Source organism: Wolbachia endosymbiont of Tetranychus urticae (assembly GCF_046529255.1).
Taxonomy (GTDB): domain Bacteria; phylum Pseudomonadota; class Alphaproteobacteria; order Rickettsiales; family Anaplasmataceae; genus Wolbachia.
On record NZ_CP114181.1, the window covers coordinates 337780 to 352850 of the forward strand.

The 15071-nt window shown below is 33.6% G+C and carries 12 protein-coding genes and 4 pseudogenes; 12 read left to right on the forward strand and 4 right to left on the reverse strand.

The window, feature by feature from the left end:
• The first annotated feature begins 128 nt into the window (after positions 1 to 128).
• The 5 genes from dapB (at position 129) to O1Q06_RS01995 (ending at position 2673) form a co-directional block, all read left to right on the forward strand.
• Positions 129 to 923, forward strand: a complete 795-nt coding sequence (dapB, locus tag O1Q06_RS01975) for a 4-hydroxy-tetrahydrodipicolinate reductase (RefSeq protein WP_410542871.1) — start codon at positions 129 to 131, stop codon at positions 921 to 923.
• The gene (pstB, locus tag O1Q06_RS01980; protein ID WP_410542872.1) at positions 920 to 1678 is read left to right on the forward strand and encodes a phosphate ABC transporter ATP-binding protein PstB; all 759 of its coding nucleotides are present in this window, start codon (positions 920 to 922) and stop codon (positions 1676 to 1678) included. The genes dapB and pstB overlap by 4 nt, the downstream gene beginning before the upstream one ends.
• A gap of 68 nt (positions 1679 to 1746) precedes the next feature.
• Entirely contained in the window at positions 1747 to 2007 is a 261-nt protein-coding gene (locus O1Q06_RS01985; RefSeq protein ID WP_410542873.1) for a hypothetical protein, read from the forward strand.
• Between the two features lie 23 nt (positions 2008 to 2030).
• Complete coding sequence (locus tag O1Q06_RS01990) at positions 2031 to 2297, forward strand: hypothetical protein (protein ID WP_410542874.1); 267 nt, start codon at positions 2031 to 2033, stop codon at positions 2295 to 2297.
• The gene (locus O1Q06_RS01995) at positions 2242 to 2673 is read left to right on the forward strand and encodes a hypothetical protein (protein ID WP_410542875.1); all 432 of its coding nucleotides are present in this window, start codon (positions 2242 to 2244) and stop codon (positions 2671 to 2673) included. Before O1Q06_RS01990 ends, O1Q06_RS01995 begins: the two co-directional genes overlap by 56 nt.
• On the opposite strand, the pseudogene O1Q06_RS02000 reads toward O1Q06_RS01995, so the two are convergent.
• Together O1Q06_RS02000 and O1Q06_RS02005 are read right to left on the reverse strand one after the other, a co-directional pair.
• Positions 2636 to 3637: pseudogene (locus O1Q06_RS02000) on the reverse strand (IS630-like element ISWpi10 family transposase). The gene O1Q06_RS01995 and the pseudogene O1Q06_RS02000 overlap by 38 nt on opposite strands.
• 70 nt (positions 3638 to 3707) lie before the next feature.
• Positions 3708 to 4124 (reverse strand): annotated as a pseudogene (locus O1Q06_RS02005) (helix-turn-helix domain-containing protein); the annotation flags it as partial.
• Between the two features lie 172 nt (positions 4125 to 4296).
• Here O1Q06_RS02005 and O1Q06_RS02010 point away from each other — a divergent pair.
• The 5 genes and pseudogenes from O1Q06_RS02010 (at position 4297) to O1Q06_RS02030 (ending at position 9760) form a co-directional block, all read left to right on the forward strand.
• Positions 4297 to 5298: pseudogene (locus tag O1Q06_RS02010) on the forward strand (IS630-like element ISWpi10 family transposase).
• Positions 5299 to 5637: 339 nt separating this feature from the next.
• On the forward strand, positions 5638 to 6558 hold the full coding sequence (locus O1Q06_RS02015) for a hypothetical protein (protein WP_410542876.1): 921 nt from the start codon (positions 5638 to 5640) through the stop codon (positions 6556 to 6558).
• A 129-nt stretch (positions 6559 to 6687) separates the two neighbouring features.
• Positions 6688 to 7287, forward strand: coding sequence for a peroxiredoxin (locus tag O1Q06_RS02020; RefSeq protein WP_410542877.1), 600 nt, complete (start codon positions 6688 to 6690; stop codon positions 7285 to 7287).
• Entirely contained in the window at positions 7274 to 8221 is a 948-nt protein-coding gene (gene trxB / locus O1Q06_RS02025) for a thioredoxin-disulfide reductase (protein ID WP_264682645.1), read from the forward strand. Before O1Q06_RS02020 ends, trxB begins: the two co-directional genes overlap by 14 nt.
• 90 nt (positions 8222 to 8311) lie before the next feature.
• Positions 8312 to 9760: an ankyrin repeat domain-containing protein gene (locus tag O1Q06_RS02030; RefSeq protein ID WP_410542878.1), complete on the forward strand. Its 1449-nt coding sequence runs from the start codon at positions 8312 to 8314 to the stop codon at positions 9758 to 9760.
• A 142-nt stretch (positions 9761 to 9902) separates the two neighbouring features.
• Here the strand turns inward: O1Q06_RS02030 and ubiB are convergent, their stop codons facing one another.
• Positions 9903 to 11324 (reverse strand): 2-polyprenylphenol 6-hydroxylase, encoded by a 1422-nt coding sequence (gene ubiB / locus O1Q06_RS02035; RefSeq protein WP_410542879.1) that lies wholly within the window; start codon positions 11322 to 11324, stop codon positions 9903 to 9905.
• Positions 11321 to 12052 (reverse strand): metal ABC transporter ATP-binding protein, encoded by a 732-nt coding sequence (locus tag O1Q06_RS02040; RefSeq protein ID WP_410542880.1) that lies wholly within the window; start codon positions 12050 to 12052, stop codon positions 11321 to 11323. The genes ubiB and O1Q06_RS02040 overlap by 4 nt, the downstream gene beginning before the upstream one ends.
• Here O1Q06_RS02040 and O1Q06_RS02045 point away from each other — a divergent pair.
• Positions 12044 to 12919, forward strand: a complete 876-nt coding sequence (locus tag O1Q06_RS02045) for a zinc ABC transporter substrate-binding protein (RefSeq protein WP_410542881.1) — start codon at positions 12044 to 12046, stop codon at positions 12917 to 12919. The two genes, O1Q06_RS02040 and O1Q06_RS02045, sit on opposite strands and share 9 nt — an antisense overlap.
• Positions 12920 to 13515: 596 nt before the next feature.
• A pseudogene (locus tag O1Q06_RS02050) lies at positions 13516 to 14383 on the forward strand (IS982 family transposase).
• Positions 14384 to 15071: the final 688 nt, after the last annotated feature.

The following is a 15071-nucleotide window of genomic DNA, read 5'->3' on the forward strand; positions in this document are numbered from 1 at the left end:
TTCCTCGTATCTATTTTTAATAGATTCATCGATGTATAGCTATAGTTTTATCAGTGTAAGGCTAAATATGCTAAGCTTATAAAGATGACAAAGCTTCAAAAAAAGCCTAACATAGTGGAAAAAGCTTTATGAAAATCAGAGTTGGAGTAATAGGCTGCTTAGGCAGAATGGGTAAGAAAATACTCAATGAATTAATTACGAATACCAAAGTGGAAATAGCAGGTGCTGTTGCTCGCTTGGGCAGTGAGTATATAGGCTTAGATATTGGGCCTATTGTAGGCAATAATTGCAATTTAGGAATCAAAGTTACAAGTTCTATTAGTGAGGTATTTGAATCGTCCGATGTTGTAATAGATTTTACAACTAAAGAATGTATGCTAGACTGCCTTAAGGCGGCCGTGAAATTTAAAAAACCGCTAGTCAGTGGCACAACTGGAATAGAAGGTCTAAATTTAAAAGAATATGCTGCTAAAGTTCCAATATTATGGTCAGCAAATATGAGTATAGGAGTTAATGTGTTGCTGAAATTGGTAAAAGAAGCTGCCAAGCTTTTAGGTAATGAGTATGACGTTGAAATTTGGGAAATGCATCACAATTTAAAAAAGGATTCACCATCTGGAACAGCTATAGAGTTTGGTAAAGCAGTTGCTAACGCTGCAAAAGTGGATTTTGAGCTCAATCAATATTCACATAATAATTCAAATATAAGAGGGAAAGGAGGAATAGGCTTTGCAGTATCTCGTGGAGGTGGAGTAATAGGAGATCACAGTGTCATGTTTGTCAATTCCGATGAACGAGTAGAATTAAATCACAAGGCAATTGATCGTACAACGTTTGCTAGAGGGGCGGTTCAAGCAGCAATATGGTTGTGCGAGAATAAACAGGAAATACCAGGACTTTATTCAATGCAGGATTTAGTATGAGCGATAAATACGCTTTCGTTAAAAATTTAAATCTTTGGTATGGCTCTAAACAAGTTTTATTCGATATAAATTTGAATATTTGCAAAAAGAAAGTCATAACTTTTATCGGACCTTCTGGGTGCGGTAAATCGACATTTTTGCGTTGTTTTAATCGTATGAATGATTACGTACCTGGATGTAGAGCGACTGGTGAACTGGTAATCGATGGGCTGGGTAATATATATTCACGTGATATGGATGTTGTATTGCTCAGAGCAAAAGTTGGTATGGTATTTCAAAAACCCAATCCTTTTCCAAAGTCAATATATGATAATGTTGCTTATGGCCCTAAATTGCATGGCATGGTAAAAAATAAGCAAAAATTGAATGAAATAGTAGAAAGTAGTTTAACTAAGGTTGGTTTATGGGAAGAGTTGAAAGATAGATTGCAAGATAGTGCACTAAATTTATCTGGTGGCCAGCAACAAAGATTATGCATTGCTCGTGCAATTGCAGTAAAGCCAACTATTTTATTAATGGATGAACCATGCTCTGCTCTTGATCCAATGGCAACCAATGCAATCGAAAATCTTATACAAGAATTGAAATTGAGGTTCACCATAATTATGGTAACTCATTCGATGAAGCAAGCTAAAAAATTAGCTGACAGCATAGTTTTCTTTTGCAATGGCAAGATTGTTGAATTCGGAAGTACTCAAGAAATCTTTGAAAATGCTCAGTCTCCTTTAACGAAGGAGTATATTCTGGATCATTAGCTTAATAATTGATATTTTAATTTTTTCTATGTATGATTTTATCAAGTTTGTTGTGATAGGGGGTTAAAATGTTTAGTACAAGTGAAGCAATAAAAAAGTTGTTTAAAGCTATTGAATTTCAAAATGCTAGTGGTGAAAGAATAACACCTGAGGAAGCTTGGAATCATTTTCAACAAGCATTGAAAGAAGGAGCGAATGTTAATGCTTTTGAAGATGGAATGACACCTTTGATGTGCATTATTTCAGCTTTTGTTACTAGTAATAACGAGGAACATCAATATTTAGAGCTTATGGCTAAGTTGCTTGTACAGCATAAAAAATTGATGTAAATATTAAAAGCAAGCAAGCTGTTATGGAGAGAAGACCAAAGGAACATGATGGTTATCCAGTTTACGAATTTGAGGAGAGAGAAGTAGTAGATAGGAGTCCATATCTTCGCTGCATATACCTTGACAATTCACAACCTGTTAATGAAGGATTTATACCTCAAAATTATGCTCGTGCAGAGGAGGAAATTGAGACCGGCAAGAAGAAAAAATACAGCTTTACACATTGCTTGCGAGATGGGAAGTATAGATATAGTAAAAATATTACTCACACATCCAAAGATCAAAACTAATATTAAAAACTATGAAAACAAAAGTCCAAGAGATTGTATTGCAGGATATGTTAAGAAAATAATAGAACCAGAGTTCATAAAGATAGAAGCAGTTGCTCAAGAAAGGAAACAAACTAATTATGCTTATGCTTTTTTGTTATCTGGAGTATTTGCTGTTGGTCTATGTTTCGTAGTTGACAACCCAGTTCCACTTGCTGCAACTTCGTTGCTTTTTTTTGCAATAGGATGTGGTTTCCTGTATAGAGCAAATACAGTTATTAATGATGTAAGCTTCTCTCAAGTTATTGTGAACGAACGTGCTAGTGATTTATCTGTTCAGGTCATACCAAATTACATTACTAATCGAACAAATAAGAAACATTACAAACTCGTTTAATAGTAGCACTGGAAATACTGACAATAAAATTACACAGAACATCTTCAAGTAAGCCTATGGTATCGTAGACTCTGTTGCGTAAAGTATTGTGTTTGATATATTGCCACAACCTCTCAACAGGATTCAGTTCTGGTGAATAAGGAGGCAAGTATATAATGGTAATGTTTTTCTGAATTTTCAAACTTTTTGATCTATGCCAGCCTGCACAATCCATTACAAGAAAGGCTTTTTTCGTGCCTAAATCTTTCGACATCTGCTCCAAAAATATATTCATACAATCAGTGTTTACATATGGAGCAAGTAGGCTAATTTTCTTACCACTTCTTGGATTTACCGCACTGTAGATATAGAAATTTTGTCTACCAATTTTCATTTAACCTGCGTTCTGACCCCTTTTTTAAACCATCCGTGTCCGATTTTTGAATGAGTTCCAAATCGTGATTCATCAAAAAAATACCTCCTTTTCAGGGTGGGAATTGACTATTTTATTGAAGTATTTTTTAAACTCTTCTTGCTTGTTTTTATCTTGTTTATGGTGAATTGGCCTCGGTGTTATATAAGAAAACTTCATCCTTTGTATCTCACGATGCACTGTTGATTTGCTAATGTTTAGGCCAAATTCCTCTGAGATTTTTATTTGCACTTCCTTAATAGTAATATTTGGATTTCTTTCTACCCATATTTCAATTTGCTCACGTTGATTTTTGTTTAATTTGCTTTTTCTTCGCCGCTGAGAAGGGGAAAATAATTTTTCTACTCTACCAAATTTTATGTGCTTTATCCATTCAGTCAAAGCAGTCCTTGAAATTTTACATATTCTTGCCACAGCGCTTATACTACTTTCTTTTCCTGCTATCACCGCTTGTAACTTTTTTGAAACACATGCGTTATTTCTGACCTTTTTTAACATTTCTTTCGCCAAATTTACAACTTTTTCGTCTAACAGTTTTGACCTTAATGCCATTTATACCTCTCTATTTTATCTACTCTAGTATCACTTCTTTCCCATTATTGTCTATCTGTTCTTTACATAGTGGGAATTGGTATGAGAATTTCATTCTTTGCATATTACGATGTATTGCGGATTTGCTGATATTCAAACCAAATCTTTCTTGGATTCTTATTCTCATTTCTCTAATAGTAATATTGGGGTTTTCTTCTATCCACAACTCAATTCGTTCAAGTTGACTTTGGTTCAATATAGTTTTTCTACGGCGTTGAGGTGGAGCAAATAATTTTTCTTCTCTTCCAAATTTTATGTGCTTTATCCATGTAGTAATTGCCTTTCTCGAAATGCAACATATTTTTGCTACAGCTGTTATACTGTGCTTTTTTGCTGCAATTACAGCATTTAGTTTTTTTGCAACATACGCATTATTTCTTACTCTCTTCAGCATCTCTTTTGCTGATTTCACCACTTTTTCATCCAATAATTTTGACCTTAATACCATTTATACCTCTCTATTTTATCTACTCTAGTATGGCTTTTTTTTCCATTATTTTTTATTCGTTGCTTGTATAGCGGGAATTGGTATTACTTATACCAATTCCCGCTATGTAAAGAACAGATAGACAATAATGGGAAAGAAGTGATACTAGAGTAGATAAAATAGAGAGGTATAAATGGTATTAAGGTCAAAACTGTTAGACGAAAAAGTTGTAAATTTGGCGAAAGAAATGTTAAAAAAGGTCAGAAATAACGCATATGTTTCAAAAAAGTTACAAGCGGTGATAGCAGGAAAAGAAAGTAGTATAAGCGCTGTGGCAAGAATATGTAAAATTTCAAGGACTGCTTTGACTGAATGGATAAAGCATCTAAAATTTGGTAGAGTAGAAAAATTATTTTCCCCTTCTCAGCGGCGAAGAAAAAGCAAATTAAACAAAAATCAACGTGAGCAAATTGAAATATGGGTAGAAAGAAATCCAAATATTACTATTAAGGAAGTGCAAATAAAAATCTCAGAGGAATTTGGCCTAAACATTAGCAAATCAACAGTGCATCGTGAGATACAAAGGATGAAGTTTTCTTATATAACACCGAGGCCAATTCACCATAAACAAGATAAAAACAAGCAAGAAGAGTTTAAAAAATACTTCAATAAAATAGTCAATTCCCACCCTGAAAAGGAGGTATTTTTTTGATGAATCACGATTTGGAACTCATTCAAAAATCGGACACGGATGGTTTAAAAAAGGGGTCAGAACGCAGGTTAAATGAAAATTGGTAGACAAAATTTCTATATCTACAGTGCGGTAAATCCAAGAAGTGGTAAGAAAATTAGCCTACTTGCTCCATATGTAAACACTGATTGTATGAATATATTTCTGGAGCAGATGTCGAAAGATTTAGGCACGAAAAAAGCCTTTCTTGTAATGGATTGTGCAGGCTGGCATAGATCAAAAAGTTTGAAAATTCAGAAAAACATTACCATTATATACTTGCCTCCTTATTCACCAGAACTGAATCCTGTTGAGAGGTTGTGGCAATATATCAAACACAATACTTTACGCAACAGAGTCTACGATACCATAGGCTTACTTGAAGATGTTCTGTGTAATTTTATTGTCAGTATTTCCAGTGCTACTATTAAACGAGTTTGTAATGTTTCTTATTTGTTCGATTAGTAATGGAATTTGGTATTAGATCTATATTTCAATAAAACATTACAATTAGTATGCATGATCCATTTAAAAGTGAGGATTATAAAAAAATCTTGATTCTCTGATCAAAGCTATAAATCTAGGAAATCCAGAGGAACAATGTTATAAAACAGTAACAGATCTGTCTCATGCTTTAGAGGGTTTTACAGATAAGGCAGAAGATGTAGCTAGGCTTGTTATACGTGATGACTTGAATAATTGTGTAAAGAAGGTAAATAAAAAGCCATTAATTCTTAGGATATTCAATAGAATATTAGGAAGAGATGTTTCGATTAGGAATATAAGAATTTTATAAAAGATAAATTGCCTCCTTCAACTGCTAGAACAGCAATCGAATATACAGATGTTATTCAAAAAATTTCAGATTTAGAGCGAATAGAAAGAAGTCAAGATAAATATAGGTCATATGGAATAAATTTAGAAAATAGACAGCAAAAGAAAAATCTCTTATATGAGCGAGAAGATTCAGGTTATGGAGGTTCATTAAACGAAGATCCTGAGTATGAAGAAATATCAAATTATCAAGAGGAAAAAAGTAAATCTTTAACAAAAGATTTGCGTAATCTACAATCAATTAAAGAGGAGCCGATTTATGCAACAATTCCTAAAGAACATATAGAAGCAAAAAGAGAACATAAGAAGAAACAACAACTTCAATCTCTTGCACCACCAAAACCACCAAGAGTACCACCAGTACCAGAGAAAATGTTTACTGCCAATCAAAAAATTAGACAAGAACCGAAAAAAGATAAACCTGCAGTACCACCAAAGCCTAAAGATTTAGGCGAAAAAGTAAGCACAGAGCAAAAAATAGTAGTGGAAAAATCAGCTGAGAGTAACCCTATACTACCACTAAAATCTGAAAATCAAGATGGTAAAGAATCAGCAAAAAAAGCTGATGGACCAAAAGTACTAGTAGTTGCTATGAAAAAAGAAGTGACTCGCGAGAGTAGTAAAGTAAAGGCATTAAAAGAAAGATTTGAGCGAAATCAAGTAAAGAACGTGTTGCCTGCTGAAAACAAAACTGCTTCAGTAACACAAACGGATATCAGTGTGAAGAGAAAACAATCTCGTTCATTTCCAGTAGGGAATAAAAAATCTTCGATCAACCATCTTGCCAGCAAAAATTTACCTTCCACGAATGTAAGTGTAAAAGAAATGGTTAAAAATTTGAAGGGAGAAAAGGTGAAAGATAGTAATATTTGGGTATTTCCCTACTCATGAAAATTAGCTCTTATCATAACATTTTTACAGCCATAAGAGGAAGTTTTTATAAAATTGGGGCTAAAGAAAACTTGCATGTAAATGTATCAAGGTATAAAATTATAAATATTAAGAATGAATAGGTTAGTTATGAATCTTGTAACAAAATCCGCTATCGATTTTACTGCTTCGGCTGTTCTTGCTAGTGGAAAAATAGTTGATGATTTCTGTTTAAGTAAACATATAAAGGATAAGTATGCTGTCCTTTTTTTCTATCCACTTGATTTTACTTTTGTCTGTCCAACTGAGTTGATATCATTTAGCAACAAAATAGAGGATTTTTCAAAACGTGATGTTGAAGTGATAGGAATAAGTATAGATTCAAAATTTTCACATTATAAATGGCGAAACACTCCAGTTAATGATGGTGGTATTGGAGAGGTTAGCTACACTTTAGTGTCTGATATCAAAAAGTCTATATCAAGAGACTATGGGGTCTTATATGATGACTCAATTGCACTAAGAGCAACTTTTGTTATTGATGATAAGTTTATTGTACGTCATCAATCGATAAATGATTTTCCTTTAGGGCGTAATATCGATGAGTTTATTAGAATTATTGATGCAATAAAACATAATGAAGAGCATGGTGAAGTATGTCCAGCAGGGTGGAAAAAAGGTAAGCCAGCAATGCAGGCAAGCGATGAAGGAGTGGCTGATTATCTAAACTCATACAGTGCAGAATTATAAATTGAGTACAAAAGTTCTTATTATTGGATCTGGAGCAGCGGGTTATGCTGCTGCTATATATGCAGCACGTGCAAATTTAGAGCCAATTGTAGTAACAGGAATGCAACCTGGTGGTCAGCTTACAATTACTACGGATGTTGAAAACTATCCAGGTTTTATTTCTATACAAGGTCCAGAACTCATGGAACAAAAGAGGTTGCATGCAGAAAAGGTGGGGGCAAGGATAATAGATGACGAAATAAAAAGCGTTGAACAACTTGAGGATTCTAATGAGTATAGATTTAGATCTTGTGGTAATGCTAGTGACTACTATTCGAATGCAATTATAATCGCAGCTGGTGCGCAAGCGAAGTGGCTTGGCCTGGAGAGTGAAAAGAAATTTCAAGGTTACGGAGTTTCGGCATGCGCAACTTGTGATGGTGCATTTTTTAGAAATAAAGTTGTAGCTGTTGTTGGTGGTGGAAATACTGCTGTTGAAGAAGCAATATTTTTAACTCGATTTGCTAAGGAAGTTATACTGATACACAGGCGTGATAAGTTAAGAGCAGAGAAAGTAATGCAAGACAGGCTCTTTAAAAATGATAAGATAAAGGTAATATGGAATCATACCGTAGAGCAGATTCTTGGAGAAGAAAATCCTAAGAAAGTTACTGGCATTACAATTAAATCGACAGACATCAATAAAACCCAGGAATTGAAAGTAGATGGAGTGTTCATTGCAATTGGGCATGCACCAAATACAGGTATTTTTAAGGGCTTTGTTGAAATGGACCAGCAAGGTTATATAATTACGAAACCTGGAACAACTCTAACCAGTAGGGCAGGGGTGTTTGCTGCTGGTGATGTTCAAGATAAGGTATATCGCCAGGCAGTAGTTGCAGCAGGTACAGGGTGCATGGCTGCACTTGATGCAGAAAAATTTTTGGAATCATAATTAGTTCTAAAATTTTTAACTAAATTACTTGCAATTTTCTTTGTTTTTTTATAATTATGTTAATAAATTATAGATTGAGGAGAATTTAGTATGTTTTCGGCAAATAATGTAGCTTTTGAAAGAAGGTTTGTTAATGGACGAACTAAAAATCAAATAACTTCAGGACAGCTCAGTGCATCAACAGAAAAGTTATTTAAAGCTATTGATGATGAAAATCTAGGAGATTTTGAGCGAGCTCTGGAAGAAGGTGCGGATGTTAATGCGTTTAATGAAGAAGGCATGACACCTTTGATATCTATAATTGATGATTTATCTGCAGGCTCTGAAACAGAAGAAGAAAAAGAATATCAGAGTATGATTAGGTTACTTCTACTTCACCGAAGCATAGATGTTAATATTCAAGAAAAAGGTGATGGCAATACAGCTTTGCATCTAGCAATGTCCTTTCAACAAAGGAAAGTGTTACAACTCTTACTAAGTCATCCGAGAATAAGTATGTATCTAAAAAATAAAAGATTTCAAAATCCTGGGGAATTTGCTAAAAAACATCGTGCTGGGCATTTGATCATAGAAATACAAAAAGCACAAACAGGAAAACAATTATTGAATGCTCTTGCTAATGGAAATTTCCATGAAGCAAAAAGACTATTAAATAAAGAATTCAACCCTAATTGCTGGAAAAGAAATTCCAATGGAGAAATAGAAACGCTGCTTAGCCTGATTATCAAATCATGTTTACAAGGAATAACAGAGGAAAATAAAAAAGAAGTACTGACTAAACTTTTAGAACATAAAGACCTAGATTTTAATCAAATAAAACCGATACCAGCTATAGAGCAAAATCCATGGGTGAAGCAAATAATTGAGAAAGTTATGAAAGAGCGATTAACTGATGCTGTTAATAGAAAAGATTTGGATGATATAAAAAAATTAGTAGAAGATAATTGCTTTATGAATGATCAAATTGTTATTGAGTTGCTTAAAAGTTTTAATCCTGTCAGAGAATATCTAAATGGAAAATTCCCTGCAACTGTGGAACAGTCTTCAGCAAATGTACATAATGTTGCCCCGGAAATAAACGACGATTTGATTGCTCAAGAATTGCAGCAGCTCGAAAACCTTAGAAATGAGCTTGAAAGAACAAAGGCTCAACTTACAGAAAAAGAGCAAGAGCTGAATAGGGTCGTAAGTGAAAGAACAAGAGACACTGATAAAATTTCACAGTTAGAAAGGGATTTAAGGCAAGAGAGATTAGAACTTCAAGCTCAAAATCAAGACTTAAAGAAAAAAAACAGAAAACTTTCAGAAGCAAGCATTTATAATAGAAGGCAAAGTAACTATGCCTCTGCCTCTTTTGTGTTATCTGGAGCGTTTGCTATTGGTGCATGTTTAACAATATCGAATTTAGAAATATGTATTTCACTTGCTGTAGCTGCACTTGCTTTCATTGCAATTGGGTGCTACTGTTCATATAAAGCAAGTACAGTACTGAGTGATGTGACAAGCACTGAATTTGGTAATGTTGTCAGTTTAAGATAGAGTTAAGGTTTTTACTTCTTCTCTAAACTCTACTGAAAGTTTTATACATCCTAAAAATACCTTGACAATTCGAGTGAATGTGAACCTGAGTGGTTTCAAGACTTGAATAGTTGTTGTAAACTTGCTTTTATTATCTTTTAGTTCAAGAAATTAAAAATTTAACGATTAGAATTATAATTACAGACCACAATAAAAAATAGATTTTTCCATTTGATCTATTTTTAACTTGTAATTTTTTGTCAGCTATTAGGTTTAATTTTTCTATAAGGCTAAATATCCCTTGGATTGTTTTGATGGGATAAGAGCTTTTAATTTTTTCCCTATACCCTATTTTACTTTCATGTTGACTGTTTATCCATGTTTCAACTACTTTCCACATATTGATTTCTGGATAGACTTTTCTACATGTTCCTTCTAATAAAATTATAGTTTTCTGCAGCAATAGCAATTGTGTTTGAACTTTCATATCAAAATCACCAGTTATTTTTAGTAGCTGAGTAAGTAATCGAGCAAATGAAATCTTCTGTATAGGCTGTCCAACAATGGGCTCACCTATTGCTCTGCAAGCTGTAACAAAATTTCTATGCTGTGATGGAACATAACCGGCTCTAAAGTGCATTTTTGCAACGTGATCATAATCCCTATTTAAAAAGCCTTTGAGTATCTCTATAACGTAATAGCATGTCTCACGATCTATTCTACCCATGATTCCACAATCCAGGGCAATAATATTGTTATTACTATCGATCATTAAATTTCCAGGATGCATATCAGCATGAAAAAAGCAATCCCTATACACCTGATTACAAAACGATTCTATAAGATTGATAGCTATTTGCTTGCGGTTATTCAGCTTTTCAACTTCGTATATTGGTATAGCTTCCATCCATTCTAATGTTAAAACCTTTTTTGAAGTTCTACTCCAATCTATTTCAGGTACGTAGAAACCTCTGTCATGTTTAGTATTTTCCTTCAGTTCCGAAGAGTGGGCAGCCTCAAAGCGTAGATCTAACTCTAATCGGCAAATTTCAGCAAAAGTTTTGACTAATTCAACTGGCTTCAGCCTTTTTGATTGTTCACTAAATTTTTCTGCAATTTCTGCAAGCCAAGAAAGCATTTTTATATCCCTTGAGAATGTTTTCTCAATATTTGGCCTCAAAACCTTTACAGCAACTTTCTTACCCTCAATTGTAACTGCTCTATGCACCTGAGAAATTGATGCTGCTGCAATTGGCTTTTCAGAAAAACTTGAAAAAATGTCGCTTAATTTACAATTAAACTCACTTTCTATAGTTTTAACTGCTATTTTATACGAAAATGATGGCAATCTATCACATATCAATAGCAAGTTATTTGTTATGTCCTCATTTAAAATATCAGTGCGTGATGAAATGGATTGCCCAAATTTAATGAACACCGGACCTAATCTTTCAAGAGCACGCTTTAGTTTATGACCTTGTATTTTATTTATTGATTTTTTTGATGGTGGAAGTAAATAAGGTAACACATTGTAGCGTGTTAGCACTGTAGTTATTTGCAGAAGACGTAGAATATTTTGAATCATTTCGCTGCGTAACTGCCAAATATTTCATTTATCTCCATAATTTCATCAGGTTTACCTTGATAATAGATAGTATTATTTATGCAAATTATGTAATCTGAGGATGGTAGAGCAGAGTTAAGGTCATGAGAAGTCATGAGAATCGACACTGATCGTTCTTTTGCGATTTTATTTATAATATCATAAAATTTAGCTCGTGCGTTAATATCCATTGCACTGACTGGCTCATCTAAAATGATCAAATCAGATTCTGAAATTAAACAGCGTGCAAGCAGCAGTAATTGTGTTTGTCCTGCAGAGATTTCTAATACTTGATTTTTTAGGATGTTACCGATACCAACCAATTCTATTGCTTCTGTAACAATGGGTTGATTTTTCTTCAATTTCTTCGAGGAGCTATTGAAAAGGAAAGACTCAACTGTTATTGGCATCAAATTACCAATACTAAAATTTTGTGGCATATAGCTAATTTTTATATTGTCAGCAAATACAATACTGCCAATAAAACCTTTATTTATACCAGCAACTGCTTTCACTAAAGAGGTTTTACCTCCGCCATTTGGACCAAGTATTGTAACTATATCTCCTCTTTTTACTGATATGTTGACATTATCAAGAACTTTTTTATTACCGTATGAAAGAGTAAGGTTTTCTATTTTTAGAATGCAGTTATTGACACTACTTAATTTTTTGGCAAAAATTAACTTCTTCTCAACATTTATATGAGACATTTACTATTTTTTTTTCTATTACTTTTATTTACATTATACTACAATAGTGCCTTTTCATCCAATTTAAAAATTGTAGCTACAATCAAACCTATACACTCACTTGTAGCTTCTGTTACAGATGGAATTTCAAAGCCAGAACTACTAATGTACGAAGTAGTGTCTGAACATAACTACATGCTCAGGCCTTCAGACGCAAGTAAATTAGAATCTAGCAATATTATATTTTATATCGATGATTCTTTGGAAATATTCATTAAAACTTTCGCTAAAGAAAATAAGAAGTTAATACCGCTATCAAGTGCAATCGATCTACTTCCTGCTCGACCACATTCGTTTTCTAGTCACATTCAAGATGAAAAAGATTTGCATATTTGGCTGAGTCCTGAAAATGCAAAAAGTATGATACTTTCTATCAGTGCAACATTATCTAATATAGATAAAGAAAATGCCTATCGATACAATACTAACGCAGAGGAGGCTATAAGAAAGATAGACCAAGAAGTAGAAAAAATTACGAAAGAATTGGATGAGTTAAAAAATCAAAAATACATAGTTACTCACGATGCTTATCAATATTTCGAAAAATATTTTGATTTAAGTTACCCAAGCGCCATTCTTTCTATAGAAGAAGATTCTTACATAGGTATGAAGAGTTTAATGAAATTAAAAAAGGTAATGAAAGAGGAAAACGTTAAATGTATTGTTTCTCATTCACGAGAGGATAGCATAAAGCCTAATGTCTTTTCTAGTGACGTAAAAATGGTGATTCTTGATCCTATTGGATCAGATGTAGAGCCTGGAAAGGATGCATATCTAGATATAATCAGCAGCATTGCACAAAATTTCAAGTCTTGTTTCACTGAGTAATGAGTTCTTTTATCTATTCAGATAGCATTGCAAACTTAGTGCTTTCTATTCCAATCACAACTATACCGACATTATCTACCAGAAGTATATCATCCCAGTCTGGGATTCAGTTAAGTTGGTAAGCATAAAAATATCATGTTAAAGCACAACGTTCTTGATGAGATTAGGGCAAGCCAATGTCAGCTACTTGAATGACACCATTTGCTATGCCCTCAAAAATGAATGCTCGTACAGCTGTGTGCCAGCTACTTGCATCTGCTATTTTTACTCATAATTATCTTGCCTGAACGAACTTAAATTCAAGTAGTTAATCATAGAAATAATCGAGAAAAAAAGAAGATAACCAATATCTTCTTTTAAAAAGACATTGAATTGTAATTGTCTATTTCATCTGATATAAGCGATAATTTTATGCTCTCAAAACGGAGATCACTTGCAATATCTGTTAACTGTTCACTAAGTGTTACTTTTTCTGATGAATGGTGTTTAGGAGCTTTTAATTTTCTATTAACGCTAATTCTGGATTAAAAAGAGAATAGAAAAGTCAGGAGAGTAGGGTAAACTCAACAAATAGAAAAAAATAGATGAGGTTACCCATGGAAGATATAACAAAACTGTTTTGTCTGGTCGATGATTTTTGCAGAGATATAGAGAAAAATTTTGCAGATAAACTACTGCCAAACGGTAAAAACCCACAAGAGTGCCAGAAATTACACATTCGGAAATTATCACAATAATCCTCCTGTATCAGCAATCTCCCTGTGAAAATTTTAAGGCTTTCTACCTGCATTACCTAACATTGCTCTACAAACAGAGTTTTCGAAGTTGCCTTCATACACTAGGTTTGTTGCTCTAAAGCCCAGGGTTTTGTGGCATTTAGCCATGCTATTACAGTGCCTTTGCGGATGGTCAGAACTTACTGGAATCTCATACATAGATACAACTCCTATTGCAGTTTGCCATGCAAAAAGAATATCAAGAAATAAGGTTTTTGCTGGAATTGCAAAATTAAGCAAGAGTACATATGGCTGGTTTTTCGGCTTTAAACTACATTTGATAATTAACGAGAAAGGTGAAATTCAAGCTTTTACGCTTACAAGAGGTAATGTTGACGATAGAGAGCCTGTAGCAAACCTAACTAAGAAATTAACCGGTCTTTTGTTTGGTGATAAAGGCTATATTAAAAAAGAGCTTTTCCAAGAGTTGTTTAACCGCGGTTTGAAACTTGTTACCAAGGTGAAAAAGGGGATGAAAAACGCATTAATTTCACTACATGAAAAGATTTTGCTGAGAAAAAGGTCGATCATTGAGACGATTTTTGGCTACCTCAAAAATAGACTTGAAATTGAACATACTCGCCATAGATCTCCCGTTAATTTCTTGGTTCACATCTTTTCTACTCTCATTTCCTATTCCTTGAAATCCAAAAAGCCTTCCATTTCCTATACTTTCTTCCTTCCTTAATCCAGAATTAGCGTTATTACAGTCAGCCTTACACCAAGATCTATTAATTTTTGTCAATAAATCATTACCCTCGTATTTATTTTCACACTGTCTGTGGCACAAATTAAGTAAATCAACACCATGCAATGTCAGCAATGTCAATGAAGCAGAATCTTGTGTAAATTTTACCATAATATAATCCTTAATCTTATTATATCTATATTAATATATAAATGTGAATATTATACTAATATAGTTACTTTTTATGGCAAGTGGTTTTTGGTTATTTTCTAAACTTTCTTTATAAAAACCATAGGCGCCTATTGGTTTTTAGCTAAAGTAAAGATCAAGTATCTGGAATTCTGGACATAAAATCCTCCTGTGTAAAAAAGATTAGAAAAAAAGTGCGGCGCACATACGACAGAGATTAAGTATGTGTGTGCACCCACGTACGCTGAAGAAGATACGCCACACTTTTTAATGAATTTAATGAAAAAAGTCTGCAGATAAAGATAGATTTTGAGCTCTTAAAATATCTTTTACTATGGTTATAGTAAGATTTAAAATATGCGCAAGCAATTTTTTGCTGTACAAGTTTAACAAAAGAATTCAAAAGTTTGTGAACAACCTCTAAGTGTATGGTCCCAGAGTGTGATGGTATATAGACTATCTGGATCATTTAAAGTGTCAGATCAAGTCCCATTTAAGC

Bases quoted from the DNA above. Each gene is read 5' to 3' on its own strand.
- O1Q06_RS02030 (WP_410542878.1), top strand. From the start codon at position 8,312: ATGTTTTCGGCAAATAATGTAGCTTTTGAAAGAAGGTTTGTTAATGGA.
- O1Q06_RS01995 (WP_410542875.1), top strand. From the start codon at position 2,242: ATGGGAAGTATAGATATAGTAAAAATATTACTCACACATCCAAAGATC.
- ubiB (WP_410542879.1), bottom strand. From the start codon at position 11,324: ATGATTCAAAATATTCTACGTCTTCTGCAAATAACTACAGTGCTAACA.
- O1Q06_RS02040 (WP_410542880.1), bottom strand. From the start codon at position 12,052: ATGTCTCATATAAATGTTGAGAAGAAGTTAATTTTTGCCAAAAAATTA.
- pstB (WP_410542872.1), top strand. From the start codon at position 920: ATGAGCGATAAATACGCTTTCGTTAAAAATTTAAATCTTTGGTATGGC.
- O1Q06_RS02020 (WP_410542877.1), top strand. From the start codon at position 6,688: ATGAATCTTGTAACAAAATCCGCTATCGATTTTACTGCTTCGGCTGTT.
- dapB (WP_410542871.1), top strand. From the start codon at position 129: ATGAAAATCAGAGTTGGAGTAATAGGCTGCTTAGGCAGAATGGGTAAG.
- O1Q06_RS02045 (WP_410542881.1), top strand. From the start codon at position 12,044: ATGAGACATTTACTATTTTTTTTTCTATTACTTTTATTTACATTATAC.
- O1Q06_RS01985 (WP_410542873.1), top strand. From the start codon at position 1,747: ATGTTTAGTACAAGTGAAGCAATAAAAAAGTTGTTTAAAGCTATTGAA.
- O1Q06_RS01990 (WP_410542874.1), top strand. From the start codon at position 2,031: ATGGAGAGAAGACCAAAGGAACATGATGGTTATCCAGTTTACGAATTT.